This is a genomic window from Janthinobacterium svalbardense, from assembly GCF_002327145.1.
Lineage (GTDB): Bacteria > Pseudomonadota > Gammaproteobacteria > Burkholderiales > Burkholderiaceae_D > Janthinobacterium > Janthinobacterium tructae.
On record NZ_CP023422.1, the window covers coordinates 464,820 to 489,146 of the forward strand.

24 protein-coding genes are annotated in these 24,327 nt (G+C 63.8%); 13 read left to right on the top strand and 11 right to left on the bottom strand.

Features of this window, described 5'->3' with window-relative positions; all coding sequences use genetic code 11:
* Nucleotides 1-21: 21 nt before the first annotated feature.
* The 7 genes from CNX70_RS01960 to CNX70_RS01990 are packed head-to-tail and all read left to right on the top strand — an operon-like array spanning nucleotide 22 to nucleotide 7,055.
* Nucleotides 22-720, top strand: a complete 699-nt coding sequence (locus CNX70_RS01960; protein WP_096233038.1) for a Crp/Fnr family transcriptional regulator — start codon at nucleotides 22-24, stop codon at nucleotides 718-720.
* Complete coding sequence (locus CNX70_RS01965) at nucleotides 707-2,767, top strand: DUF4132 domain-containing protein (protein WP_096233040.1); 2,061 nt, start codon at nucleotides 707-709, stop codon at nucleotides 2,765-2,767. The genes CNX70_RS01960 and CNX70_RS01965 overlap by 14 nt, the downstream gene beginning before the upstream one ends.
* 45 nt (nucleotides 2,768-2,812) lie before the next feature.
* On the top strand, nucleotides 2,813-4,636 hold the full coding sequence (locus tag CNX70_RS01970) for an aminopeptidase P family protein (RefSeq protein WP_096233042.1): 1,824 nt from the start codon (nucleotides 2,813-2,815) through the stop codon (nucleotides 4,634-4,636).
* On the top strand, nucleotides 4,636-4,884 hold the full coding sequence (locus CNX70_RS01975) for a hypothetical protein (RefSeq protein ID WP_071079957.1): 249 nt from the start codon (nucleotides 4,636-4,638) through the stop codon (nucleotides 4,882-4,884). Before CNX70_RS01970 ends, CNX70_RS01975 begins: the two co-directional genes overlap by 1 nt.
* Entirely contained in the window at nucleotides 4,885-5,625 is a 741-nt protein-coding gene (locus tag CNX70_RS01980; protein WP_071079956.1) for an MgtC/SapB family protein, read from the top strand.
* A gap of 5 nt (nucleotides 5,626-5,630) precedes the next feature.
* Complete coding sequence (locus CNX70_RS01985; protein ID WP_096233044.1) at nucleotides 5,631-6,218, top strand: DUF924 family protein; 588 nt, start codon at nucleotides 5,631-5,633, stop codon at nucleotides 6,216-6,218.
* A 9-nt stretch (nucleotides 6,219-6,227) separates the two neighbouring features.
* Nucleotides 6,228-7,055 (top strand): Rossmann-like and DUF2520 domain-containing protein, encoded by an 828-nt coding sequence (locus CNX70_RS01990; RefSeq protein ID WP_096233046.1) that lies wholly within the window; start codon nucleotides 6,228-6,230, stop codon nucleotides 7,053-7,055.
* A gap of 1 nt (nucleotide 7,056) precedes the next feature.
* Here CNX70_RS01990 and CNX70_RS01995 read toward each other — a convergent pair whose 3' ends face one another.
* A complete protein-coding gene (locus CNX70_RS01995; protein ID WP_096233048.1) occupies nucleotides 7,057-8,511 on the bottom strand; it encodes a sensor domain-containing diguanylate cyclase in 1,455 nt (484 codons plus the stop codon).
* 266 nt (nucleotides 8,512-8,777) lie between these two features.
* Here CNX70_RS01995 and CNX70_RS02000 point away from each other — a divergent pair, with 266 nt between their 5' ends.
* Entirely contained in the window at nucleotides 8,778-9,140 is a 363-nt protein-coding gene (locus CNX70_RS02000; RefSeq protein WP_096233050.1) for a hypothetical protein, read from the top strand.
* A gap of 6 nt (nucleotides 9,141-9,146) precedes the next feature.
* On the opposite strand, the gene CNX70_RS02005 is transcribed toward CNX70_RS02000, so the two are convergent.
* Nucleotides 9,147-9,728: a molybdopterin-dependent oxidoreductase gene (locus tag CNX70_RS02005; RefSeq protein WP_096233052.1), complete on the bottom strand. Its 582-nt coding sequence runs from the start codon at nucleotides 9,726-9,728 to the stop codon at nucleotides 9,147-9,149.
* 224 nt (nucleotides 9,729-9,952) lie between these two features.
* Here CNX70_RS02005 and CNX70_RS02010 point away from each other — a divergent pair, with 224 nt between their 5' ends.
* Entirely contained in the window at nucleotides 9,953-10,534 is a 582-nt protein-coding gene (locus tag CNX70_RS02010; protein WP_096233054.1) for a porin family protein, read from the top strand.
* 71 nt (nucleotides 10,535-10,605) lie between these two features.
* On the opposite strand, the gene ettA is transcribed toward CNX70_RS02010, so the two are convergent.
* Together ettA and rarD are read right to left on the bottom strand one after the other, a co-directional pair.
* Nucleotides 10,606-12,276 carry an energy-dependent translational throttle protein EttA gene (gene ettA, locus CNX70_RS02015; protein WP_096233056.1) on the bottom strand — a complete coding sequence of 557 codons (1,671 nt, stop codon included), beginning with the start codon at nucleotides 12,274-12,276 and terminating at the stop codon, nucleotides 10,606-10,608.
* An 87-nt stretch (nucleotides 12,277-12,363) separates the two neighbouring features.
* Complete coding sequence (rarD, locus tag CNX70_RS02020) at nucleotides 12,364-13,248, bottom strand: EamA family transporter RarD (RefSeq protein WP_096233058.1); 885 nt, start codon at nucleotides 13,246-13,248, stop codon at nucleotides 12,364-12,366.
* A 238-nt stretch (nucleotides 13,249-13,486) separates the two neighbouring features.
* Between rarD and CNX70_RS02025 the strand changes: the two genes are divergently transcribed.
* Together CNX70_RS02025 and CNX70_RS02030 are read left to right on the top strand one after the other, a co-directional pair.
* Entirely contained in the window at nucleotides 13,487-15,364 is a 1,878-nt protein-coding gene (locus CNX70_RS02025) for a potassium transporter Kup (RefSeq protein WP_096238231.1), read from the top strand.
* Nucleotides 15,365-15,520: 156 nt separating this feature from the next.
* Entirely contained in the window at nucleotides 15,521-15,982 is a 462-nt protein-coding gene (locus CNX70_RS02030; RefSeq protein WP_096233060.1) for an FKBP-type peptidyl-prolyl cis-trans isomerase, read from the top strand.
* Between the two features lie 73 nt (nucleotides 15,983-16,055).
* Here the strand turns inward: CNX70_RS02030 and CNX70_RS02035 are convergent, their stop codons facing one another.
* The 3 genes from CNX70_RS02035 to CNX70_RS02045 all read right to left on the bottom strand — a co-directional run bounded on the left by CNX70_RS02035 (nucleotide 16,056) and on the right by CNX70_RS02045 (nucleotide 17,741).
* A complete protein-coding gene (locus tag CNX70_RS02035; protein WP_096233062.1) occupies nucleotides 16,056-16,727 on the bottom strand; it encodes a Dph6-related ATP pyrophosphatase in 672 nt (223 codons plus the stop codon).
* The gene (locus CNX70_RS02040) at nucleotides 16,724-17,194 is read right to left on the bottom strand and encodes a GNAT family N-acetyltransferase (protein WP_096233064.1); all 471 of its coding nucleotides are present in this window, start codon (nucleotides 17,192-17,194) and stop codon (nucleotides 16,724-16,726) included. Before CNX70_RS02040 ends, CNX70_RS02035 begins: the two co-directional genes overlap by 4 nt.
* Nucleotides 17,195-17,315: 121 nt before the next feature.
* The gene (locus tag CNX70_RS02045; protein WP_071079944.1) at nucleotides 17,316-17,741 is read right to left on the bottom strand and encodes an organic hydroperoxide resistance protein; all 426 of its coding nucleotides are present in this window, start codon (nucleotides 17,739-17,741) and stop codon (nucleotides 17,316-17,318) included.
* Nucleotides 17,742-18,026: 285 nt separating this feature from the next.
* Between CNX70_RS02045 and CNX70_RS02050 the strand changes: the two genes are divergently transcribed.
* Both CNX70_RS02050 and CNX70_RS02055 read left to right on the top strand, forming a co-directional pair.
* Nucleotides 18,027-19,286 (top strand): histidine kinase, encoded by a 1,260-nt coding sequence (locus tag CNX70_RS02050; protein WP_096233066.1) that lies wholly within the window; start codon nucleotides 18,027-18,029, stop codon nucleotides 19,284-19,286.
* The gene (locus CNX70_RS02055; protein ID WP_244199004.1) at nucleotides 19,279-20,067 is read left to right on the top strand and encodes a LytR/AlgR family response regulator transcription factor; all 789 of its coding nucleotides are present in this window, start codon (nucleotides 19,279-19,281) and stop codon (nucleotides 20,065-20,067) included. The genes CNX70_RS02050 and CNX70_RS02055 overlap by 8 nt, the downstream gene beginning before the upstream one ends.
* A 2-nt stretch (nucleotides 20,068-20,069) precedes the next feature.
* Here CNX70_RS02055 and CNX70_RS02060 read toward each other — a convergent pair whose 3' ends face one another.
* The 4 genes from CNX70_RS02060 to CNX70_RS02075 form a co-directional block, all read right to left on the bottom strand.
* On the bottom strand, nucleotides 20,070-21,113 hold the full coding sequence (locus CNX70_RS02060) for a histone deacetylase family protein (protein WP_096233068.1): 1,044 nt from the start codon (nucleotides 21,111-21,113) through the stop codon (nucleotides 20,070-20,072).
* Nucleotides 21,114-21,132: 19 nt separating this feature from the next.
* Nucleotides 21,133-22,734: a glutamate--cysteine ligase gene (gshA, locus tag CNX70_RS02065; protein WP_096233070.1), complete on the bottom strand. Its 1,602-nt coding sequence runs from the start codon at nucleotides 22,732-22,734 to the stop codon at nucleotides 21,133-21,135.
* A gap of 214 nt (nucleotides 22,735-22,948) precedes the next feature.
* Nucleotides 22,949-23,779, bottom strand: coding sequence for a peptide chain release factor N(5)-glutamine methyltransferase (prmC, locus tag CNX70_RS02070; protein ID WP_096233072.1), 831 nt, complete (start codon nucleotides 23,777-23,779; stop codon nucleotides 22,949-22,951).
* Nucleotides 23,780-23,790: 11 nt separating this feature from the next.
* Nucleotides 23,791-24,261, bottom strand: coding sequence for a disulfide bond formation protein B (locus tag CNX70_RS02075; RefSeq protein WP_096238233.1), 471 nt, complete (start codon nucleotides 24,259-24,261; stop codon nucleotides 23,791-23,793).
* Nucleotides 24,262-24,327 lie beyond the last annotated feature (66 nt).

Sequence of the window (24,327 nt, forward strand, 5' to 3'; positions counted from 1 at the left end):
TTTTCGATGGTGCATCGCACAATGACCTACCCTGATATCAGTTTGAAGGATGCCGTGCGCGCGGCCAACTGGGCGCAGCTGCTCGATCCCGTGCAAATGGCCCGGGTCGAGGCGGATGTGTTTGAAACCTTCGTGCCGAAAGGCGGCTTTGTCTGCCGCAAGGGCGAGCCGGTGGACAACTGGATCGGCGTTATCAGCGGCATGGTCAAGATGAATAATTTTTCTGCTTCCGGCAAGGCCATGACCTTCATCGGCGTGCCGCCCGGCAGCTGGTTTGGCGAAGGTTCGCTGCTGAAAAGGGAAATCCGCAAATACGACACCATGGCGCTGCGCGACACGCGCGTGGCGCGCCTGCCCGGCGCCACTTTTCACTGGCTGCTGGAAACGAGTCTGCCCTTTACGCGTTTCCTGCTGATGCAGCTCAATGAGCGCCTGGGCCAGTTCATCGGCATGGTGGAAAACGAGCGCCTGCTCGACCTGAACACGCGCGTGGCGCGCTGCCTGGCCTCGATGTTCAACTCGCACCTGTACCCTGGCGTCGATACGCTGGTGCAGCTGTCGCAGGAAGAGATCGGCCTGCTGTCGGGCTCTTCGCGCCAGCGCGCCAATCAGGCCTTGCAGGTGCTGGAAAAAAAGGGCTTGCTGCGCCTCGATTACGGCGGCATCCGCGTGCTGGACCTGGAAGGCTTGCGCCGCTACGAGGCCGATGATGCCATCTGAGTCCGCCCGCGCCGCAGCGCTGCGCGCACGCCTCGAGGGCGCCGTAGTCGACCATGCGCGCTTCACGGGACCGCCCGTGGACTTGAGTGACTGGACGCCGCAGGAGCTGGGCCTTGTCTGGGGCGCGCTGCACCGCGCCTCCGGTTTCGGCCATGATGATCCGGCACACCGTGAACTGGCGGCGACCTTGCTGGCACAGGCCAGCAGCACGAACCTGGCGCCCCTGCTGGCGGGTGAGGTATTCCTTGACGCGCTGGACGCGGCCCGCGTGCACGACTGGGACTACGCGATTGGCTGCCTGGCTTGCCTGCATGGCACGCCACCGGAAGGCAGTGCGCAACTGGCACTGCGCATCCTGGACGAACCGACGCACTGGGGTGAGCAGCATTTTGCTGTCTGGCTGTTGGCGCAGCTGGCCGGCGGCGATGCCCCGGCCCAATTCGCGCAGATGATGGACGAGCGCCATGCGCGCTACCCGATGCCATTGACCTTGCAGGAACTGGCCGTGCTGCCGCAGCTGGCGCAAGCATCGCTACTGGCGCTGGCCGGCTCGCGCTACAGCGGCCACTGGAACCGCGACAGTATCGGCGAGGCCGATCCCGCCGAGGTGCTGGCCGACGATGCGGCGTATGTGGACTTTGCGCGCACGATACTGGAACAGGCGGCGCGCCATATCGCCGCCGTCCATGACGGCAGCGTGCCGTATGCGGCCGATGCCGCCTTTGCCACGGCAGACTCTCCGGTGCTGGCGCGCGCCGCGCGGGTCGCCGCCTATCGCGATGATGCATGGTTCAGACCCGTGATCACCGTCTTGCTGCCTTTGGCATGCGTGGCGCCCGGCGCGGCCAAGAGCGCGCCGTCGCAGTCGCTGGCGATGGCGCTGGGCCATGCGGTGGAAACCATTCCCACGCCGGAAAGCTTGCTGGCCCTGCGCACGGCGCTGGCGCAGGTACGCCATGCGGGCATCCGCAAGAAGCTGGAACGCAATCTGAAGCCGGCCGAACGGGCGCTGGCCGAACGGCCCGATATCGCCTGGAGGGTCGGCATGCCCGGTCCCATGGGGAAGCGGCGCCAGGCCATGCTGGCGCGCCGCCTGGAGGCGGGCTATGCCAGCGACGTGCGTCTGCGCCTGGACCAATGGCGCGCCTTGCGCGACGATGCCGATATCGATGTGGTGGCGCGCGCGCTGGTCTGGCGCACGGGCGACGGATTGGCCTTTATGCTCGACGGGAAGGGCGCCATCGATGCGCAGGGGCAGCCAGTGGAATTGCCTGAACAAGGCGAAATCGGCCTGTGGCACCCCTTGCACGGCAGCGGGGAGCAGCGCGCCGCCTGGCAGGCGCTGCTCACACAGCGGCGCTGGCGCCAGCCGCTGCGCCAGGTTTATCGTGAAATATATGAACCGCCCGGCGACGCCAGTGCCCCATTTGCCGGCTACCAGTTGTCGGTGCGTACCTTGCTGGGACTGGCGCGCCGCGAAGGTTGGCGCCTGGACTACGATGAAGGCCTGTCGCGCCAGTTCGGCGCCTGGCGCGTGTCGCTGCGCATCGAGGGACGCGTGTATCCGGGTGCAGAGGGCGCTTGCACGTCAAACGGACTGGCGCCTGCGCAGATAATGCCGATGGCGCCGGTGGCATATTCGGAAGCGTGCCGCGCGGTGGATCTGCTGGTCAGCGCCAGCGCGTTGGCGCTAGTGGAAGAAGAGCAAAGCGTGCAGCGCGCAGAACGCCTGTTTTACCTGGCCAACTTGGCACCGGGGCCGATGGCGGGCATGCGGCGCACCGTGCTGGAACAGGTCTTCGCGGAGCAGATCGAGGAAGGCCGCATGGCGCTCGAAGCGCGCCACCTGACGGTAGGCCGGCATGCGATCCACCTGACCACCGGCAGGGTCACGAAGGACGGCGCCGAGGTGGTGATCGAGTTGGTAGCGATGGGGAACAAGCTGGGCGCGGTGCCGTGGCTGCCGCACGATGAGGCGCTGCTGGAAAAAATCGCCGCTACCGCCGGGGTGCTGCTGGCGTTGCACCGAGTGCAGCCCGGCTGCTAATCGCGGTATCATAGGCACTTCCCAGCACAGCACCTTTTCGCCGCCATGCAGACATCCGTTCACAGTAATCCCGCCTCCCGTTTGACCTTGCTGCGCGCCGCCATGCGCGCGCAGCATATCGATGCCCTGATCGTACCCTCGGCCGACCCGCATTTGTCCGAGTACCTGCCGGCGCGCTGGCAGGGCCGCGAGTGGCTGTCGGGCTTTACGGGGTCGGTCGGCACCCTGGTCGTGACGCAGGATTTTGCCGGCGTGTGGACCGATGGCCGCTACTGGGAGCAGGCGGAAGACGAACTGTCCGGCAGCGGCATCGTCCTGAAGAAAATCCCGTCCGGCGCCAGCGTGCTGTATATCGACTGGCTGGGCGAGACCATGCAGCCGGGGCAGACGGTAGCCGTCGATGGCGCCGTGCTGGGCCTGGCCAATGCGCGCCTGCTGCAGCAGGTGCTGGGTGAGCAAGTGACCCTGCGCACCGATACCGATGTGCTGCAAGCCGTGTGGCCAGAGCGTCCGGCCATGCCCGCCGCGCCAGTGGTTGAACACGCGGCGGCGTATCCATCGCTGTCGCGTATTGAAAAACTGGCGGCCCTGCGCGCCAGCATGGCGGCGCACGGCGCCAGCCACCACGTCATTTCCACCCTCGACGATATCGCTTACCTGTTCAACCTGCGCGGCGCCGACGTCAGTTACAACCCTGTCTTCCTCGCGCATGCGCTGGTGGGGCCCGAGCGCGCCACCCTGTTCGTCGCCGACGGCAAGCTGCCCGCCGCCCTGCGCGCTACCCTGGAAAGCGAAAGCGTGGACGTGGCCGCGTATGACCGCACGGCGGCCGCGCTGGCCGCGCTGCCGGCCGGCGCCACCTTGCTGCTGGACCCGCGCCGCATTACGTTCGGCACGCGCCAGGCCGTGGCCGAGGGCGTGCGGGTGGTCGAAGCCATCAATCCGAGCACCCTGGCCAAGTCGCGCAAGACGGATAGCGAAGCGGCCCACGTGCGCGCCGCCATGCAGCAAGATGGCGCCGCGCTGTGCGAATTTTTCAGCTGGTTAGACAGCACCCTGGCCGATCCGCAGCGCGCGCCCTTGACGGAAATCGGCGTCGACGAACACCTGACGGCATGCCGCGCGCGCCGTGCCGGTTTTGTCAGCCCCAGTTTCGGCACCATCGCCGGCTTCAATGCGCACGGCGCGATCATGCATTATCACGCCCATGCGGGTAGCGATGCCACCATCGAAGGCGACGGCTTGCTGCTGATCGATTCGGGCGGCCAGTACCTGGGCGGCACCACGGATATCACGCGCGTGGTCCCCGTCGGCACGATCACGGCCGAGCACAAGCGCGATTTCACCCTGGTCTTGCGCAGCATGATCGCCCTGTCGCGCGCGCAGTTCCCGCGCGGCGTGAAGTCGCCCATGCTCGATGCGATTGCCCGCGCACCGCTGTGGGCCGAGGGCATCGACTTTGGCCACGGCACGGGCCACGGCGTGGGCTTTTTCCTGAATGTCCATGAAGGGCCGCAATCGATTTCGCAGTCGGCCATGCCGGAGCCGCAGACGGCCATGGAGATCGGCATGATCACCTCCATCGAACCGGGCATTTATCGCCCTGGCCAGTGGGGCATCCGTATCGAGAATCTGGTATTGAACGTTCCCGCAGGGACGACGCAGTTCGGGGAATTCCTGCGTTTTGAAACCCTGACCCTGTGCCCGATCGATACGCGCTGCGTCGAGCGCTCGCTGTTGCGCGACGACGAGGCGGCCTGGCTCAACGACTACCACGCCACCGTGTGCGCGCGCCTCGCGCCGTTGTTGGCTGCGCCGGCCGATGCGCCTGCGCTGGCGTGGCTGGAACAGCGCACGGGAGCCATCTGATGCGTTCGACCCGCGCCACGTCCGCCATCGAGCGGCTCAAGGAACGTACCGGCCACCGCCTCTACACGATGGCGCGCACGGGCGATGAACTGTTTTTCCTGACCGAAGGCCCGGGCTTGCCGCCCCTGTGCCCGCCGCTGGAACTCGATGCCTTTGTCGCCTTCGTGAATGGACTGGGGCCGCAAAAGGCGCGCCGCGTCAGCAAGCTCGATGTGGCGTTTGAAAAGCAGCTGACGAAAAAGCCCTAGATGCCGACCATCGACTTCCTGCGCGCGTATTGGTCGCCGGCCGAGCTGGCAACGAATGGCGTGATTCTGCTGAACCTGCTTGGCGCGTTGCTGCTGGGCTTGCTGGTGGGCTATGAGCGTTCCTATCACGGGCGCGCCGCCGGCATGCGCACGTATGGCCTGGTTTGCATGGCTTCGGCCGCGCTGACGGTGCTGGGCGGCTATCCGGAGTTCTGGTATGGCGGCCATGGCACCATCGTCGGCAGCGACCCGACGCGTATCATCCAGGGTATCGTCACGGGCGTGGGTTTCCTCGGCGCCGGCGTCATCATGCGCGAAGGCTTCAATATCAGCGGCTTGACGACGGCCGCCTCGATCTGGGCCTCGTCCGTGATCGGCATCATGGTCGGCATCGGCTTTTATCTGTCGGCCATGGGCCTGGCCTTCATGTGCGCGATGGCGATGATTTTTCTGTCAAAATTGGAGAACTGGCTGCCGTCGCGCCACGCAGTGGCCATCACCATGCGCTTCAAGCAAGGGTTTGTCCCGCGCGAAGATGCGCTGCGGCGCATGGCTGCCAAGCGCGGCTACGACATCGCCGGCGGCTCGCTGACCATCGGCAGCACCGACGGCATGCAGGAATGGCGCTTTGTCGCCATCGCGCATGGCAAGAACACGGGTGCCAGCCTGTCGGCCATGTCGGCCGAACTGGCCGCCTTCGAAGGCATCGCCGGCTTCCAGCTGTCGCACGCACGCAACTGAAAAGGATGGACATGGATGCACAGGCCCAAGACGTACTCGATTTCTGGTTCCTGCCGCCGGATAACCCTGACTACGGCCAGTCGCGCATGGAATGGTTCCGCAAGGATGACGCCTTCGACGCGCACATACGCGCGCGCTTCGGCACGCTGATCGATGCCGCCCTCGATGGCGGCTTGCGCGCATGGGACGCGACGCCGCACGGCGCGCTGGCGCGCCTCATCGTGCTCGATCAGTTGACGCGCAATGTCTATCGGGGCACGCCGCGCGCCTTTGCCGGCGACGCCCAGGCGCTGGCGCTGGCCGTCGCCTTGACGCAAGCGGCGCAGGACCAGCAATTGCCACCGATGCTGCGCGCCTTCGCCTACCTGCCGTTCGAACATGCGGAAGACCTGGCCATGCAGGCGCGCGCCGTCGAATTGTTCCAGCTGCTGTCGCAGGCGCATCCCGGCTTTGATGGCATGCTCGATTATGCGCAGCGCCACCAGGAAGTGATCGCCCGCTTCGGCCGCTTCCCGCACCGCAACGCCATCCTGGGGCGCGCTTCCACGCCGCAAGAGGTGGAATTCCTGCGCCAGCCGGGATCGAGTTTTTAGAACATCATCATGAATGTCACTTTGAATATCATCGGCGCCGGCCACGTGGGACGTGTGCTGGGCAGTTTGTTCGCCGGCGTGGAAGGTGTCGCCGTGCAGGATGTGCTGACGCGCTCGATCGCCTCGGCGCAAGCGGCCGTGGCTTTCATCGGCGCCGGCACGCCCGTCGCCAGCTATGCGGCCCTGCGCCACGCGGACGTCACCATGCTGGCCGTCTCCGACGATCAGATCGGCCCGGCCTGCGCGGCGCTGGTGGCCGAGGGACGCCAGGCGGGCGCCATCGTGTTCCACTGCAGCGGCGCGCTGGCCTCGAACGTGCTGCTGGCCGCCACGCAGGCCGGTGCTTTTGTTGCCAGCGCCCACCCGATCCGCAGCTTTGCCGACCCGCAGCAGGTGGCCGCCACCTTTGACGGCACGTTTTGCGGCGTCGAAGGCGATCCGCTGGCAATGGCCTTCCTCACGCCGGCTTTGCATGCCATCGGCGCGCGGCCCGTGCCCATCGACCCGGCCGCCAAGACCCTGTATCACGCCGCTGCCGTGTTTGCCAGCAATTACCTGGTGACGGTGCTCGACGCCGCCCTGCGCGCCTACCAGGCGGCCGGCATTGCCGAGCCGGTGGCGCGCGAGCTGGCCCAGCCTTTGGTGACGGAAGCGGTGGCCAATGTGTTCCGCCTGGGCGCCGCGCCCGCGCTGTCCGGCCCCATCGCACGCGGCGATGCGGCCACCGTGCAACGCCAGCAGCAGGCGGTGCAAAGCTGGGATGCCGCCACGGGGGAGTTGTACCGGGCGCTGGTGGCGCCCACGCAAGATCTGGCCAGGCGCAAGCGCGGGGGATGAATCAGGCGGCGTGCACGCCGTTACGGCCGTGATGCTTGGCCTGGTACAGGGCGCTGTCGGCGCGCGAAAAGAAGGCCGATTCGCTTTCGTCGCGCCGGTACTCGGCCACGCCCAGGCTGATCGTCACGGGGTGCTGCGGCGCGGGCAGACCGAAATCGTGCTGCTCGACGGCGGCGCGCAGGTTTTCCGCCACGTCCATCGCCTGCGCCAGGCTGCAGTTATTCAGCAGCACCAGGTATTCCTCGCCGCCCCAGCGCGTGATGACGTCGCTTTCGCGCACGGTGGCGCGCGCCACGTCCGCCACGCCACGGATGACCTTGTCGCCCCACAGGTGGCCGTGGGTATCGTTGACGCGCTTGAAGAAATCGATGTCGAACAGGATGGCCGACATCGGTTGCTCGTTGCGTTTGGACAAGAGCATGGCGCGCTGGAACAGCAATTCCAGCGATTGGCGGTTCAGCAAGCCCGTCAGCGCATCCGTCGAGGCGATGCGTTCGATGCGGCGCTGGTAGCGGTTCACCGTCAACAGGGTCAGCAGCAATACCAGCAGGGTGACGCCAAAGCTGATGGCCAGATTCAGGATGAACACGCCCTGCAGCGACTTGACTTCGTCGCTGACATTCTGCTCGACCACCAGATACCAGCCCAGCTCGGGAATGAAACGCGAGTTGACGAGGATTTGCGCACGGCCCAGCTGGTACGACAGGTGCGTCGGTGCGCTCTGGTGGTTGATGATCTGGTCGGCAATGCTGTTCACGCCAGGCAAATTGCGGATGTTGCCGCGACCGTCGCGCATGGTCTTGCCCGCCAGTACCAGGGCGCCGGCGCCGTCGACAAAGTAGATGTTGCGGTGGAAGCGCGCCTGGTAGCGGTCGATGATGTGGCTCATGGTGTCCAGGGTCAGGCCGATGCCCGTGGCGCCGATGAACTGGCCATCGTAATCATAAACGCGGTGGTTGATGAAGATGGTCATGCTGTCGCGGTTGGCCATGTCCACGTCGACATTGGTTTCATAATCGGTGCTGTCCATGGCGCGCACGCGGTAGTACCAGAGGTCGCGCGTCGCTTCCGGGCTGACGGATTTCAGCGTGCCTTCAGCATAATAATATTTGCTGCTTTTGTCCGAGACGAGAAAGCTGGTGATGGCGCCGTATTTCTTCTTGACCTCGGCCAAGTAGCGCACGATCTGCGCCGGGTTGCTTTCGCCAGCGAGTATCCAGTCGCGCACGAAGGTGTCGTGCGCCATCAGCGAGGAGATGAAGACGGGGCGCAGCATGTCTTTCTGGATTTCGGAATAGATATTGTCGCCCGTCAAAGGCAAGGTCTGGTCGGCGATGCCATGCTCGATGGCCTGGCGCGAGGCCAGGTAGCTGGCCAGGCTGGTGGCCATGAAGCCCGCCCCCAGGATCAGGGTCAGAAGGATGAGCAGGCGGTACTTGATCGACAGAAGGCGCATGGAGACGTGAAAGTGGCAGGCGGGAAGGCAATCTTTACGCAAGCCAAAAGTATGCAGCAGGCCTGGTATTGGCGCAATGATAACTGGCTTTATTGATAATTTGCGCTGGTATCCGCGACAAGATAACCACGACTTACCAAATAAAAGTGCCGATTTGTCGACAAAGATGCAAATTAGCAATAAGATTTGACGATGGGAATCAATGCGCACAGCCCCTGTCTTGCCGTCCGTTTCAGGCGCAGGACACCACGCGCAGGGAGTGTAGTATGTTATTTTTAAAGAGTACGTCTGTCAGCAAGGCCTCCGGCATTTATGAGGTCGACATCGCCGCCAAACCACCGGGCAAGACCTTTGGCATTTTCCTCGCCACCGATCCCGATCATCCACCGCATGCCTTGCTGGGACAATTGAAGGTGCTCGGCTACGAGAACACCTATAGTTCCCCCTACCTGCACAAGGATGGGGGCAAGGTGCTGGATTTGCATTTCCAGAAGGATGGCACGGATATCTTCAAGGGCTGGAAAACCGAGGAGTGCACACTCAACTTGGCGGCCATCACGGCGCTGTTCGAGGAGCACGGCATCACTATCTCCCCACGGGTTATGTCGATGGCGGAAGCCTACGCTTAATTTGCTTCAACCCGCCTCCACGCCAATGTGATACAGCGCCCACGGGCAGCTGGCGAATCGTTCGGCCAGGGGCAGGGCCGCCACGGCCGCGATGCGGTCGGCATCATGGATCGCCCATAGCGGTCCCAGGCCGCCCAGCGCCATCGCCTGCCCGTCGAGGTGGGTGGCGACCATAAAACGCTGTGCGCGCGCCTGCGCCATGGTCAGCGCCGCCGCATAGCCATCGACGGCGCGCAGCAGCAGGCGCACATCATCTCCCTCCGGGGCGCCCGCCGCCCTCAAGACATCGACCAGCAGCGGCCCGCGCAGGCCATGCGCCTTGCCATCGTATTCCAGGGTGGGGTGGATGGTGTGTGCCGGCAAGTTCGCCAGCGCCGCAAAGTCGAATGCCCGCGCCCGCTCAAAACTGATTTTCTGCTTGTGCATCATCTGGTCGCGCACGGCGTCGAACGGACCCCGGTTGGGTTTGGCTATGCTGCCCGTGATGGTCAGCAAGGCCGGACCGCGCAGGCCGGCGGGCGCCGCCCGGGCGATGGCGGGCAAGGCCGCAGCGGCCACGCCGGCCGCGAGAAACTGGCGTTTGTGCATGCACTTCTCCTGTTCGTCTGAATTTCAAATTGCGCTTAAGTCTATCTTAAGTTCGCTCAACGGTGCGCATTTTATGGTTATTGTCAGTTTGGAATCTCTGCTTACATCTTGTCACAGTTCTTACGGAATGGAGAAAGACGTAGCTTTTTTCGGCTGTTATTGTGTCCTCATCGCACTTCGCTGAACTGCGAATCCAGGCACGTCAACTATTTGAGAGAGAGAACATGATGAAAAAGAAAATCCTGTTTGCAATGATCGCTACGACTACTGCACTGACCGGCATGAGCGCCGCGCACGCCGAAGGCGCCTATGTGGGTGCCGGCGTCACGGGCAACCGCTACAATTTTGATATTCCTGGCGCCACCAGCGCCGATAATCACAGCGGCTACAAGGCCGGCGCCAAGATCTTCGCCGGTTACGATTTCGATAAAACCTGGGCGGTCGAGGGCGGTTACGCCGATTTCGGCAGCAAGGATTACAGCTATGTCACCGGTGCCGGCAACGGTTCCGTGAAAAGCGATTCGCACGGCTACTACCTGGCCGGCAAGGCCAGTATGCCGGTGAGCGATAAAGTGGGCGTGTTCGGCAAGCTCGGTGTGGCCAAGGTCAAGAATAGCCTGAGCGGCACGGGTCTGTCGACCGGCATCAGCGGCAACGACAAGACGGGCGTGTACGCTTCCGTCGGCGCCCAGTACGCGCTCAACGAGAAAGTCTCGCTGACGGCGGAAGTGGAACACTTCGGCAAGAGTGCCGACCAGGGCCGCAAGGCTACCGGTCTCGCTTTAGGCGCACGCTACAACTTCTAATTTAACAGAAGTTTGCTGAAAAAAAGGCAGTTACCGCGAGGTAACTGCCTTTTTGCATGGCCGGACCGAAATTACGTGGTCAATGGCTTGTAGCGGATACGCTTCGGTTTCGCGCCTTCGTCACCCAGGCGTTTCTTCTTGTCGGCTTCGTATTCCTGATAGTTGCCGTCAAAGAAGGTGACCTGCGAATCGCCTTCGAATGCCAGGATGTGCGTGGCGATACGGTCGAGGAACCAGCGATCATGCGAGATGACCATCACGCTGCCGGCAAATTCCAGCAAGGCGTCTTCCAGCGCGCGCAGGGTTTCCACGTCCAGATCGTTCGACGGTTCATCGAGCAGCAGGACGTTGCCGCCCATCAGCAGGGTTTTTGCCAGGTGCAGACGGCCACGTTCACCGCCGGACAGATTGCCGACGATTTTTTGCTGGTCGCCGCCCTTGAAGTTGAAGCGGCCGAGGTAGGCGCGCGACGGCATTTCGAAGCGGCCAACCGTCAACATGTCGGCGCCGCCGCACACGTCCTGGAAGACGGTCTTGCTGTCCGACAGCGAGTCGCCGCGATTCTGGTCGACGATGGACACGCGCGCCGTCTGGCCGATGGCCACTTCGCCGCTGTCCGGCTGTTCCTTGCCGGTAATCATCTTGAACAGGGTCGACTTACCGGCGCCGTTAGGGCCGATGATGCCGACGATGGCGCCTGGCGGCACGGTAAAACTCAGGTTATCGATCAGCAAACGGTCGCCGAACGCTTTCGATACGTTCTTGAACTCGATGACGTCATTGCCCAGGCGTTCGGCCACGGGAATGAAGATTTCCTGCGTTTCGTTGCGTTTCTGGTACTCGTGCTCGGACAGCTCGTTGAAGCGGGCCAGGCGGGCTTTCGACTTGGCCTGGCGCGCTTTCGGGTTCTGGCGCGACCATTCCAATTCCTTCTGCAGCGCCTTCTGGCGCGCCGATTCCGTCGATTCTTCCTGTTTCAGGCGGGCTTGCTTCTGCTCCAGCCAGGTCGAGTAGTTACCCTTCCATGGAATGCCGCTGCCGCGGTCCAGCTCCAGGATCCACTCGGCCGCGTTGTCGAGGAAGTAGCGGTCATGGGTGATGGCCACCACGGTGCCGGGGAAGCGCAGCAGGAATTGTTCCAGCCAGTCGACCGATTCCGCATCCAGATGGTTGGTCGGCTCGTCGAGCAGCAGCATGTCGGGCTTGGACAGCAGCAGCTTGCACAGCGCCACGCGGCGCTTTTCACCGCCGGACAGCACGCCGATGCTGGCATCCCATGGCGGCAGGCGCAGCGCGTCGGCGGCCATTTCCAGCTGCAAATTCAAATTGCCGCCGTCGGAGGTGGCGATGATCGCTTCCAGGCGCGACTGCTCGGTGGCCAAGGCATCGAAATCGGCATCCTCCTCGCCATAGGCGGCGAACACGGCTTCCAGCTTGGCTTGCGCTTCAAACACTTCACCCAAGCCCGATTCGACTTCCTGGCGCACGGTTTTTTCCGGGTCCAGCTGCGGTTCCTGCGGCAGGTAGCCGATGTTCAGGCCCGGCATCGGCACGGCTTCGCCCTGGATGTCGGTGTCGATGCCGGCCATGATTTTCAGCAGGGTCGATTTGCCGGAGCCGTTCAGGCCCAGCACGCCGATCTTCGCGCCTGGGAAGAAGGAGAGGGAAATATCTTTCAGAATCTGGCGCTTGGGCGGGACGATTTTGCCCACGCGATTCATGGTGTAGACGTAATTTGCCATTAGAAATCTCGGGTGATATACAAAGACGGACAGGATACGGTAAACGCCCGCTTCCGGCCAGCGCTGCGCGCTGCCGGAGCGGGTCGGTCAGGCGGCCAGGCGCGCGCGGCGGCTGTTCCACAGCCCCTCGGCCGCATACAGGCCCAGCGCCGTCCAGATGACGAGGAAGCCCAGCATGCGCTCTTGGGTGAACGATTCGTGGAAAACCCACACGCCGATCAGCAGCTGGCCCGTGGGGGCGATGTATTGTAATAAGCCCAGTACGGCCAGCGGCAGGCGGCGCGCGCCGGCGGCAAACAGCAGCAGGGGAATGGCCGTGATGGGGCCGGACGCCAGCAGCAGCGCGCGCGTGGCGGTGGAATCTGTATTGACGAAGCCGCTCTGTCCGTGCCAGGCCAGCCACAGCATGTAGGCCAGCGCCAGGGGAAACAAAATCAAGGTTTCGAATGACAGGCCTTCCAGCGCACCGAGCGCGGCCGTCTTGCGCAGCAAGCCATAGCCGCCGAAGGTGGCCGCCAGCAGCAGGGCGATCCACGGCACTTGCCCCGCTTGCCAGGTGAGCCAGGCCACGCCGCAGGCGGCCAGGCCGATGGCCAGCCACTGCAGGCGGCGCAAGCGCTCGTGCAGCAGCATAAAGCCCAGCATGACATTGATCAGGGGCGTAATGAAGTAGCCGAGGCTGGCGTCGACCACGTGGCCATTGTTGACGGCCCAGATATAGATGAACCAGTTGGCGGACAGCAAAAACGCGCTGGCGACGAAGCTGGCCACGACCCTGGGCTGCGCTTTCAGGCTACCCAGCCAGCTCCACTGGCGGCGTACGGTCAGCACGATGCCTAGAAACAACAGAGACCAGACCATGCGGTGCGCCAGGATTTCCTGTGGTGCGATCTCGCCGATGGCATGGAAATACAGGGGAAACAGGCCCCAGCACAGGAAGGCGAGGGAGGCGTACAACATGCCTGGATTCATGATGGGGCTCGCTGGAGAGTAGACAGTCTGTCATTATGGCTGAAAACATCGGGGGCTGCCCGGCGCCGCTGGCGAGGCGTAGAATGGCAACAAATCAATGGCCGCAAGCCCGCGCAGCAAGGCGGAGCGGTACAAAACCACGACTTTGGGGCAGCTGCGGAACCATGCAAAAATACTCTTGCTATTTGCTAATACCTATCATATTGTGCGATGCAACAAAACAAAAATGGGTGCAATCTTGACGTCGGAACACAAAAAAAGCGGCCTGGTCGGCTTGACACTGGCTGCCGTCGGCATCGTCTATGGCGATATCGGCACCAGTCCGCTATACACCCTCAAAACGGTATTCGACCCGGCCCACGGCCTGTCTGTCACGCATAACAACCTGCTGGGCATCGTCTCGCTGATCTTCTGGGGCCTGACCCTGATCGTCTCGCTGAAGTACGTGACCCTGGTGCTGCGTGCCGACAACCGCGGCGAGGGCGGCATCATGGCCCTGATGGCGCTGGTGTTGTCGTCCGTCAGCAAGTCGTCGCGCTGGCATGTGCCGCTGATGGTGATCGGCGTGTTTGGCGCCACCCTGTTCTATGGCGACAGCGTGATCACGCCGGCTATTTCCGTGCTGTCGGCCATCGAAGGCCTGGAAGTGGCCACGCCTGCCTTCAGCCCGTACGTGGTGTGGTTGACGATCGCCGTGCTGGTGGCGCTGTATTCGGTGCAGTCGCACGGTACGGCCGGCATCGGCCGTTTCTTCGCTCCCATCATGCTGATATGGTTTGTCGCGCTCGCCTGCATGGGCGTGCTCAATATCATCAAGTCGCCAGGCATCCTGGCCGCCGTCAATCCCCTGCATGCGGTGGCTTTCCTGCTCGACAATGGCCGTATCGCCTTCCTGTCGCTGGGCGCCGTGGTGCTGGCACTGACGGGCGCCGAGGCGCTGTACGCGGACATGGGCCACTTCGGCAAGAAGCCGATCCGCATGGCCTGGTTCCTGATCGCCTTTCCCGCGCTGGCGCTGAACTACCTGGGCCAGGGCGGGCTGCTGCTGGCGCACCCGGAAGCCATTTCCAATCCGTTCTACCAGCAGCTGGGCGCCTGGAGCGTGTATCCGCTGGTGATTTTGTCGACCATGGCCACCGTGATCGCTTCGCAGGCGACCATTTCCGGCACCTTTTCGATGACCAAGCAAGCCATCGCGCTGGGCTTCTTGCCGCGCATGCGCGTGCGCCACACGTCGGAAAGCGAAATCGGCCAGATTTACATTCCTGCCGTCAACTGGCTGCAGCTGGCCGTCGTGCTGATGGCCGTCGTCGGTTTTGGTTCGTCGGAAAAGCTGGCCGCCGCCTACGGCATCGCCGTCACCGCCACCATGCTGGCCACCACGATCCTGACCTTCTTCGTCATCCGCTACCGCTGGAAGATGAATTTGCTGCTGTGCTGGGCCGCCACAGGCTTCTTCCTGATCATCGATGTGAACCTGTTCGCGGCCAGTTCCCTGAAACTGTTCCACGGCGGCTGGTTCCCGCTGTTGCTGGGCGCCGTCCTGTTCATCATCATGCTGACCTGGAAACGGGGCCGCCAACTGGTGTTCCAGAACCTGGAAAAGCACGCGATCCCGCTCAACGAATTTCTCTCGTCGCTGTTCATCGCGCCGCCGCTGCGCGTGCCCGGCACGGCCATCTTCCTGCGCGGCGAAACGGATGGCGTGCCGCATGCGCTGCTGCATAACTTGCTGCACAACAAGGTGCTGCATGAGCGCGTCATTTTCCTCACCGTCTCCATGCATGAAGAGCCGTGGGTGTTGCCATCCGAGCGCGTGCGCGTGGTGGAGCTGGGCCACCAGTGCTACCAGGTGTATGTGCATTACGGCTTCAAGGATGAACCGGACATTCCGGCGGCGCTGGCGCAATGCGCCGAGCAGGGACTCGATTTCGAGATGATGGAAACGTCGTTCTTCATCGCGCGCCAGACCATCATCTCGACGCCGGGGGCCGGCATGATGCCATGGCGCGAGCACCTGTTCGTTACCATGTCGCGCAATGCGCGCACGGCGGCCGACTACTATCAGATCCCGAGCAACCGGGTGATCGAACTGGGCACACAGGTGGAAATCTAAATATTGTGGCCATTTTGGCAGCGTTGCATCGGCGCACCATTCAGCGTCGTGCTTACGTCTGCTTACAAATGGGCCCGGCGACACCTGTTAAACTCCAGCCCGTACCGGTCCGCACCGTACGGGCCCCAGTCACACACCAATATTTAAAGGGAAACCATGAAATCGGTATTTCAATTGATCGCCACGCTCGCTTGTGCCGTGGCCCTGACCGCCTGCGGCGCCGCCGCAAACACGGAAAAGCCGGTCGTGCTCGACCCGAATACGCAGGTGAAGGAACTCACCTTCCCCGATGTGGTGGTCGGCACCGGCGCGACAGCGGAAGCGGGCGATACCCTGGATGTGCTCTACACGGGCTGGTTGTATGACGCGAGCAAGCCGGACAACAAGGGCAAGCAGTTCGAGACAAACATGTCTGGCCCGGCTTTGCCTTTCCAGCTGGGCAAGGGTCTCGTGATCCTGGGATGGGACCGCGGCCTGGTCGGCATGAAGGTGGGCGGCACGCGCATCCTGTCCATTCCGTATGACCTCGGTTATGGCAAGGTGGGCAAGCCACCGGTGATTCCCGGCTACGCGGGCTTGTTGTTTGAAGTCAAGCTTGTGAACGTGTCGAAAAAGTAAGCCAGCGCAGGGCTGCCAATACCAAGGGCGATTCCACGGAATCGCCCTTTTTGCTTTGCGGGCTCTGTCTCTGTCAGGCTGGTGCCAGTTCCTGGAAATAATACGTGGCGCCACCCAGATCGGCTGGCGCGTCATATTGCAGCACCTGCGTGCGGCGCAGCGCCACGGGGGCACTGAAGGCGGGGCCGTCGTAGACGAAGGTATGGAATTCGCCGTTTTCGCCGCAGGCGTCGACACCGGGCGGCAGGTCGGCGAGGAAGGAAGCGTCGAACTCGCGCCCGCAAAACTCGCGTGGCAGGTGCCGGCCATTGATGCACACGACGATGGCCTTGAAGCCGGCGGCGAGAAATTCGTCGACCAGCGCGCGCCGCGCTTCGCCCCACAGGGGCAGATGGGCGGTCAGGCCGGCCGCGGCGCAGACTTTTTCTTCCCAGTCGCGGTGCGGCTGCAGATCGATGTCGCCAAACAGGGCATGAGCTATGCCCTCGTCTTTCGCCGCGCGCAGCATGGCGATAAATTGTTCCTCGTAGCTGGCCCAGCTGGCGTGATAGCGCTGCAGGCGCGCACCCAGGCTGGCTGCCTGCGCTTCGAGTAATTCAGGCGGCACGCCGTGCGAGCGCGATTTGCGGCCATCTTCATCCATGGCCGTGATCAGCAGCGGCACGCGCAGGCCGGCGTTGCGCGCGCGCCACAGGGCCAGGCAGGAATCCTTGCCGCCGCTCCAGGAAATGAGGGCCGTCGTCATGCTGCCGCCCGCGCCGCGCGCAGCATGTCGACGTGCTGTATGCCGTCTTCGTCGTAGGGAGCGCTGACGGTGACAAAGCCGAACGACTGGTAGAAGCGCTCCAGGTATTGCTGCGCACCGATGCGAATGGCGTGGCCAGGGTGCTGGCGTTCGGCGCGCGCAATGCCTTCCGCCAGCAGCTGCTTGCCGGCGCCCGTGCTGCGCGCTTCGGGCGCCGTCAGCACGCGGCCCAGCGACATTTCCACGTATTTGGCGCCCGGCGCCAGCACGCGCAGATACGCGGCCAGCCGGCGCTGGCCATCGACCGTTTGCCAGCCCAGCAAGTGCATGGCTTGCTGGTCATGGCCATCGAGGTCCGGGTAAATACACTGCTGTTCGATGACGAACACGCGCTGGCGCAAGGCCAGCACCTGGTACAAAGCGTGGGGGCCGAGTTCGTCGAACGTGTTCCATTGCCAGGCGATCATGCGTACTCCGGAAAAATCAGGAAAAGAGCGCCATTCTAAAGGTACACGTGAAAAAAAACCGCGCTGCCTTCATGGCAGTGCGGTTTTGATGGCGACGCGCAGCAGTTTATGCCAGGTGTGCTCAGACGATCGTCAGGGTGACGTCGATGTTGCCGCGCGTGGCGTTCGAGTACGGGCACACGATGTGGGCGGCGGCGACCAGCGCTTCGGCGGCGGCGCGCTCCATGCCCGGCAGCGAAATGGTCAGTTCCACTTCGATGCCGAAGCCCGTGTCGATGGCGCCGATGCCGACCTTGCCTTCGATGGACAGGTCCGCCGGCAAGGCGATCTTGTCGCGGCCGCCGACGAATTTCATGGCGCCGATGAAGCAGGCCGAGTAGCCGGCGGCGAACAGTTGTTCCGGATTGGTGCCCACGGCGCCATTGCCGCCCAGTTCTTTCGGCGTGGTCAGCTTGACGTCCAGCACATTGTCGGACGACACGGCACGGCCTTCGCGGCCTCCGGTGGCGGTGGCTTGCGCGCGGTACAGGACTTGTTTGATCGACATGGTGGTTTCCTTGAGTAAATTAAATAGTTAACGATTAAATAGTGTGCTGCTTGTTTCATGGGCTGCTGCCCCAAGATGCCCGTCTGCAGAAGCGATTGCCGGCGTCCATGTGCTCAATATATATCGCGCACTATTTAATTGCAAGCGATTTTATTTTCACGCGACGCATATTTGTGCTTTATTTTCTTGCCTTTGTCGCCAGTATTGCCCTTCCGTCGCATAATGGCCACCGTCGCCGGGGGCGATGGTTATGCTGGGCCCACTTCACACCCCAAGGAAAAAATCATGACTAGCCTCTTCTTTATCCTGCGCATCACCTTGGCCACGATGCTCACTTACATCATCGCTACGGCGATTCTGGTCGAGAATTTTCTGCGCTATATCTTCGGGAATACGGAGGGCTTCTTTGTCATCGTCGGCGCGCTGCTGGCCAGCGCCGTCATCACGAATGCGTTTTCGCACGTGCGGCGCGTGCGCCTGATCGCCGGCGCCGTCAATGCCGGCACCCTGTCGAGCCGCCAGCGGCGCCAGATCGAGATTCCGTTCGAGGCGGGCGAGGTGTTCGACATGATCGACGCGGCTATCCGCGAACTGCCGGGCAGCGAAGTGGTCGAAAGCGCGCGCGACAGCCTGCAGGTGCAGGCTAGAGTACGCCGCGCGGCGCCGTACACGCACACGGGCTTGCCCCGCATGCGCCTGCTGGGTTTTCTGGAGCCGCGGCCGAACCAGATCCTCGCCACCGTCACGCCGAATGGCGAGGCGGGCAGCGTGACCCTGATCTGCGAACCGGCGCGCAATGCCTGGACCGACTGGTTCCTCGTCGACCATGGCAGCAACCTGGAAAACGCGGAAGCGGTGACGCGGGCGTTGACGCGCCGCGTGGCGCAGCGCCGGCGCGGCGAGCAGGCCGAGGCGCGCCAGACGGTGACGGAAAAGGAACTCACGGTGGCCAAGCTGAGCCTGCTGCACGCGCAGGTCGAGCCGCACTTCCTGTACAACACCCTGGCCAGCGCGCAGCTGCTCACGCGCAGCGACCCCGTGCGCGCCGACGAGATGCTGGGCAACCTGATTTTGTACCTGCGCCACTCGCTGCCGCGCACGGAGCAAGCCATGTCGACCCTGGGCACGGAGCTGGAACGGGCACGCGCCTACCTCGATATCCTGAAAATCCGCATGGGCGCGCGCCTGAACCTGCAGATTGAGGTACCGCAATACCTGCGCCAGGCAGAGCTGCCGCCGATGATGCTGCAAACCCTGGTGGAAAACGCCATCAAGCATGGCCTGGAGCCGAAGAGCGGCGGCGGCACCATCTGGATCATGGCGCGCAGCGGCGATGGCACGGTGATCGTCACGGTGGCCGACGACGGCAAGGGTTTCAGCGACGATGGCGCCGGCACGGGCAACGGCCTGCGCAATGTGCGCGAACGCCTGCGCCTGACCTACGGCAATGCCGCCGCGTTTGCCATAGTCGCCAATTTCCCCGATGGTGTGACGGCCACCATCACGGTGCCTGACAGCACGGCGCAAGGAGTGTCGTATGGATGACACCTTGAGCGGCATGACCTGCGTCATCGCCGAAGATGAAACCCTGCTGCGCGATGCGCTGGTGGCCTTGCTGGCCGAAGAGTGGCCGGCACTGCGCATCGTCGCCGCCTGCGACGACGGCGGCACGGCGCTCGACGCCATCGCCACCCTGCGACCCGACGTTGCCTTCCTGGATATCCGCATGCCGGGTTTGACGGGGCTGGAAGTGGCGGCTGGCGCGCTCGAAGCCAGTCCCGCCACCCAGGTGGTGTTCGTCACCGCCTACGACCAGTACGCGATCGATGCCTTCGACAACGGTGCCGTCGATTACTTATTGAAACCCATCGCCCGCGAGCGCCTGCAAGCGACCTTGCAGCGCCTGCAGGTGCGGGCCGGCAAGGCCCAGGCGGGCGACGGCGCACTGGCCGGCCTGCTGCAGCAATTGAGCCGCGCCTTGCCGGCGGCGGCCAAGTCGCCGCCGCTGGTGTGGCTGACGGCCAGCAGCGGCAAGGACACGCGCCTGATCATGGTGGAAGATATCGCCTATTTTCAGTCCGACACCAAGTACACGGCCGTCATGACGGCGGACGGCGAGGCGCTGCTGCGCAAGCCGATACGCGAACTGCTCGACGTGCTCGATCCGGCGATTTTCAAGCAGATTCACCGCTCCACCATCGTCAACATGAAGATGGTGGCGGCGGTCACGCGCGACGAGGTGGGACGCGGCGTCTTGCGCCTGAAAACGCGGCCGGAAACCCTGGCCGTGAGCCAGCCGTTCATGGCGCTGTTCCGCAATATGTAGCGTTAGTCGGCCGTCTCGAAGCCTTCGAGCACGTTCACCACATTGATGCCCAGTTCCTTCACCGCATAGCCCCCTTCGAGGATGAAGGCGGTGGGCAGGTTCAGATGCGCCAGGCGTTCGCCCACGCGCAGGTAGTCGCCGCTTTGCAAGGCGAAGTGCGACAGCGGGTCGCCGACGAAGGTATCCACACCGAGCGACACCACCAGCGCGTCGGGCGCGTACATATTGATGCGCAGGCAAGCCGTTTCCAGCGCGGCGAACCAGTTGGCCGTGGCGCTGCCGGCAGGCAGCGGCAGGTTGACGTTGTAGCCCAGCCCCGCGCCGCTGCCCGTTTCATCGGCGTGCCCCAGGTAAAACGGGTATTCGCTGCGCGGATCAGCGTGGACAGAGGCGAACAGCACGTCGTTGCGCGCATAGAAAATGCTCTGCGTGCCGTTGCCGTGGTGGTAATCGATGTCGAGGATGGCGACCTTGCGGGCGCCGTCGTCGAGCAGATGCTGCGCGGCCAGGGCCGCGTTGTTGAGAAAACAGTAGCCGCCAAAGAAATCGCTGCCCGCATGGTGGCCCGGCGGGCGCGTCAGGGCAAACGTGGCCCGTTCTCCCAGGCGCAGCGCGTGGGCCGCGTTGACGGCGCAGTCGGCGCCCGTCTTGGCCGCCGTCCACGTGCCGGCCGTCAGCGGCGTGCCATTGTCCATCGAGTACAGGCCCAGCTTGGCCGTGAAGTCGTCCGGTTCGATATCGCTGCGCAAGGTGCGCACGGGCCACACGGAGGGCAAGGCATCCTTGTTGGCATTGTCCGGGTCGAGCGCCAGCCAGTCGTGCCAGGCATGGCGCAGGAAGTGCAGGTAACGGGGCGTGTGGATGCGTTCGAGCGACGTCAGCGGTACACCGTGCGGCGTGACGATGCGGCCCAGGTTGCGCCGTCCCAGTTCGGCCACCACCATGTCGGCCCGTTCGGGCGTCTCGAAGCAGGGCACCATGGTGCCGCGAAACATTTCGAAGCGGCCCCGGTGCTGGCTGTGCAATTCATTGTAGAAGGTCAGCATCGGGACGTTTTGTGCAAGGTCAGGTGTGCGAGCACAGGGTGCTGGCGCGGTAGGCGGCGACGAAATCGTCGAAGCTGCCGGCGGGCGCCGCTTCCATGGCGCGCTGCTCGGCCAGCGAGCTGGCGGCCATCGCGTCGAAATACGCGCTTTGTTCCTTGCTGGCCGGCTGCGCGCGGAAGTAGGCGGCATGGCGCTCGCTCTGGCGCAGGCCGAAGGCGGCAAACGAGCCGCCATTGGCGCGCAGCTCGGCCAATACCTTTGCCGATGGCGTCGTGTCCGGGTCTGCCAGTTTGACGGCTTGCGCCGCCAGGCTGTCCGCATGCGCCGTGCCGCCAATGCGCGCGTCGAGCAAGGCCGCCACGGGGGCGATGCGCGCCAGCAATTCTTCGCCCCAGGCCTGCAGGGTGATGTCTGCGCCGTCGCGGCGCAGGGTCAGGCCCGGCGTGCGGCCTTCCTTGACGGTGCGCGCGAAATTGTGCGTGTAGCAGGCGCTTTGCTCGGCCGAGATGGACGCACTGTCGTCGAGCGCGCAGAACAGCAAAAACGCGTCGAGGAAGCGCCCCGTTTCCAGGCTGATACCGACCGGTTCGAACGGGTCGACATCCATGCAGCGCACTTCGATGTATTGCACTCCGCGCAGGCACAGGGCCTGGATGGGGCGCTCGCCCGTGCGGATCACGCGTTTCGGGCGGATGGTCGAATAGTATTCATTTTCGATCTGCAGCACGTTGGTGGACAATTGAATCCACTCGCCATCCTTCTTTGTACCCAGCGCCGCATACGGCGGATACGGGTCGTTGACGGCGTGCGTGAGGGCGCTGACGTAGTCTTCCAGGCTGTTTTCGTGCGGGCGCAGGCCGGACTGGGCATCGTTCTGGTAGCCGAGGTCGCTCATGCGCAGGCTGGTGGCGTACGGCAGGAACAGGGTGTCGTCGGACAAGGTGTCGAGCTTGTGCGCACGGCCGCGCAGGAAACCGCTGGACAGGGCCGGCGAAGCGCCGAACAGGTACATCAGCAGCCAGCTGTAGCGGCGGAAATTGCGGATCGTCGCCAGATAGCTTTCCGACTGCACGTCTTTCGGCGAGGCAGCTGCCTGCGTCGGGCTGGCGCTGGTGTCCGGGTTGCTGGCGAGCACTTGCCACAGCTGTTCGTCGAGCGAATAGTTGTAATGGATGCCGGCGATGCATTGCATGGCCTTGCCGTAGCGCAAGGCCAGGCCGCGCCGGTAGACGTGCTTGAGCATGCCCATGTTCGAGCTGCCGTAGTTGGCGATCTCGATCTGCGCTTCGGGCGGCAACTGGCAGGGCATCGACTGGCTCCACAGCAACTCGTCACCGAGGCGGCTGTACGCGTAGCGGTGTACGGTATCGAGCTTGCTTAATGTCGTGGCGATGTCGCTTTCAGCCGGGGTGATGAATTCGAGCAGCGCTTCGGCGTAGTCGGTGGTGATTTCAGGGTGCGTCAGCGCCGAGCCCAGGGCAGCGGGGTGGGGCGTGGAAGCCAGATGGCCGGCAGGGTCGACGCGCAGGGTTTCACGCTCGATGCCGCGCAAGCCGCCCAGCAGCGCGCGGTTGGCATCTTCGGTCAGCAATGCCAGGCGGCGAGTCAACAGGTTGGGCAATTTGAGCTTCCTTTCTTGTGCAGCATATAAATAATTTGTGCTGAGATTAACCGAATTTTGGCAAATGCGTCGGCGCCGGCCCAAAAAACGCCGCGTCGCCAGCGTCCGCCCCGGGCAAGAGGGGCGGCGCTTCGGTCAGGAATTCGCTTGATATTTTAACAAACTGCGGAGCATCTGGCGCGTTGCCGGATCAAGCCCCGCGCACGTGGATGGGTCAGCCCAGGCGGGCGCCGCTGACGCGCTCGATGCCGGCCAGGTCGCGCCAGCTCTGCACTTTGCTGTAGCCGGCGTCGGCCAGCAAGGCGCGCACGGACGGTGCCTGGTCATAGCCGTGTTCCATCAGCAGCCAGGCGCCCGACGCCAGATGGCGCGCGGCGCCGGCCACGATGGTGCGCAGGGCCGACAGGCCATCGGCGTGGTCGGTCAGCGCACCGGCCGGCTCGAAGCGCAAATCGCCTTCGGCCAGGTGGCGGTCGCCGCTGGCGATGTAGGGGGGATTCGAGACGATCAGGTCGAATTTTTCCGTGCCCAGCGCTTCGAACCAGTCGCTGGCCATGAAGGTGATGTTGACGCCGTTAGCGCTGGCGTTGCGGCGCGCCACGGCCAGCGCCGTGCTGCTGACGTCCAGGGCCGTGACGACGGCGTCGGGCCGCGTGTACGCCAGCGCGACGGCGATGGCGCCGCTGCCCGTGCCCATGTCGAGCACCCGTCCGCCCGGTGGCAGGCGCTCGAGCGCCAGTTCCACCAGCACTTCCGTGTCGGGGCGGGGGATCAGCACGGCGTCGTTGACTTCGAACGGCAGGCCGAAGAATTCGCGCTGGCCCACGATGTAGGCGATCGGCTCGCCTTGCAGGCGGCGCGCCAGCAAGCCGGACAGGCGTTCTGTTTCATCGGAAGTGAGCACGCGCTCCGATTGCGTGATCAGCGAGACGCGCGACAAGCCCAGCGCGTGGCCCAGCAGGATACGGTTGTCGAGCGGATCGAGCAGCGGACGGATTTGCAGCGCGCCGACAGTGCTGCCGGCGGGGATCAGTGTTTCTGGCATGGTGCTTTCAATTATTTCTGACGGCGCAGCAAGGTCCACAGCAGGCCGATGGCGAAGATGGCGAACCAGATGAACGCCCATTGCGGGATCGACAGGCCGAAAAACGGCTCGCCGGCGTTTTCGCAGGCGCCATACGATTCAAACATGAAGGGCATGAGTTCGGCCGTGAAGATCTTGTTCAGCGCCGTTTCCACAGGGTCGATGCCGCACGAGAAGCCGGGGTGCGCCAGTACGTACAAATGCTTGGCGCCCACACCCAGGCCGCCCAGGGCCGCCAATATACCGATGCCGGCGCCGATTTTCGGCCGCTTGGCGGCCGCGCCAGCCAGGCAGGCGATGCCAATGGCGAGGAACAGGTAGCGCTGGATCACGCACAGCGGGCACGGCGCCATGTGCATGGCATGCTGCAAATACATGGCCACGCCCAGCATCAGGAAACACAGGGCGGCGATCGACAGGAGGACGGTGCGTGAATTTTTCATGGGCGACACGGTGAGGTGGATGGAATCGAGCTGGTCATTTTCGCACAAGGCCGGATTTTTATTGCT

What these genes read in the sequence shown, in the direction of transcription:
- CNX70_RS01960 (WP_096233038.1), top strand. Translation starts at nt 22, where the DNA reads ATGACCTACCCTGATATCAGTTTGAAGGATGCCGTGCGCGCGGCCAAC.
- CNX70_RS01965 (WP_096233040.1), top strand. Translation starts at nt 707, where the DNA reads ATGATGCCATCTGAGTCCGCCCGCGCCGCAGCGCTGCGCGCACGCCTC.
- CNX70_RS01970 (WP_096233042.1), top strand. Translation starts at nt 2,813, where the DNA reads ATGCAGACATCCGTTCACAGTAATCCCGCCTCCCGTTTGACCTTGCTG.
- CNX70_RS01975 (WP_071079957.1), top strand. Translation starts at nt 4,636, where the DNA reads ATGCGTTCGACCCGCGCCACGTCCGCCATCGAGCGGCTCAAGGAACGT.
- CNX70_RS01980 (WP_071079956.1), top strand. Translation starts at nt 4,885, where the DNA reads ATGCCGACCATCGACTTCCTGCGCGCGTATTGGTCGCCGGCCGAGCTG.
- CNX70_RS01985 (WP_096233044.1), top strand. Translation starts at nt 5,631, where the DNA reads ATGGACATGGATGCACAGGCCCAAGACGTACTCGATTTCTGGTTCCTG.
- CNX70_RS01990 (WP_096233046.1), top strand. Translation starts at nt 6,228, where the DNA reads ATGAATGTCACTTTGAATATCATCGGCGCCGGCCACGTGGGACGTGTG.
- CNX70_RS01995 (WP_096233048.1), bottom strand. Translation starts at nt 8,511, where the DNA reads ATGCGCCTTCTGTCGATCAAGTACCGCCTGCTCATCCTTCTGACCCTG.
- CNX70_RS02000 (WP_096233050.1), top strand. Translation starts at nt 8,778, where the DNA reads ATGTTATTTTTAAAGAGTACGTCTGTCAGCAAGGCCTCCGGCATTTAT.
- CNX70_RS02005 (WP_096233052.1), bottom strand. Translation starts at nt 9,728, where the DNA reads ATGCACAAACGCCAGTTTCTCGCGGCCGGCGTGGCCGCTGCGGCCTTG.
- CNX70_RS02010 (WP_096233054.1), top strand. Translation starts at nt 9,953, where the DNA reads ATGATGAAAAAGAAAATCCTGTTTGCAATGATCGCTACGACTACTGCA.
- ettA (WP_096233056.1), bottom strand. Translation starts at nt 12,276, where the DNA reads ATGGCAAATTACGTCTACACCATGAATCGCGTGGGCAAAATCGTCCCG.
- rarD (WP_096233058.1), bottom strand. Translation starts at nt 13,248, where the DNA reads ATGAATCCAGGCATGTTGTACGCCTCCCTCGCCTTCCTGTGCTGGGGC.
- CNX70_RS02030 (WP_096233060.1), top strand. Translation starts at nt 15,521, where the DNA reads ATGAAATCGGTATTTCAATTGATCGCCACGCTCGCTTGTGCCGTGGCC.
- CNX70_RS02035 (WP_096233062.1), bottom strand. Translation starts at nt 16,727, where the DNA reads ATGACGACGGCCCTCATTTCCTGGAGCGGCGGCAAGGATTCCTGCCTG.
- CNX70_RS02040 (WP_096233064.1), bottom strand. Translation starts at nt 17,194, where the DNA reads ATGATCGCCTGGCAATGGAACACGTTCGACGAACTCGGCCCCCACGCT.
- CNX70_RS02045 (WP_071079944.1), bottom strand. Translation starts at nt 17,741, where the DNA reads ATGTCGATCAAACAAGTCCTGTACCGCGCGCAAGCCACCGCCACCGGA.
- CNX70_RS02050 (WP_096233066.1), top strand. Translation starts at nt 18,027, where the DNA reads ATGACTAGCCTCTTCTTTATCCTGCGCATCACCTTGGCCACGATGCTC.
- CNX70_RS02055 (WP_244199004.1), top strand. Translation starts at nt 19,279, where the DNA reads ATGGATGACACCTTGAGCGGCATGACCTGCGTCATCGCCGAAGATGAA.
- CNX70_RS02060 (WP_096233068.1), bottom strand. Translation starts at nt 21,113, where the DNA reads ATGCTGACCTTCTACAATGAATTGCACAGCCAGCACCGGGGCCGCTTC.
- prmC (WP_096233072.1), bottom strand. Translation starts at nt 23,779, where the DNA reads ATGCCAGAAACACTGATCCCCGCCGGCAGCACTGTCGGCGCGCTGCAA.
- CNX70_RS02075 (WP_096238233.1), bottom strand. Translation starts at nt 24,261, where the DNA reads ATGAAAAATTCACGCACCGTCCTCCTGTCGATCGCCGCCCTGTGTTTC.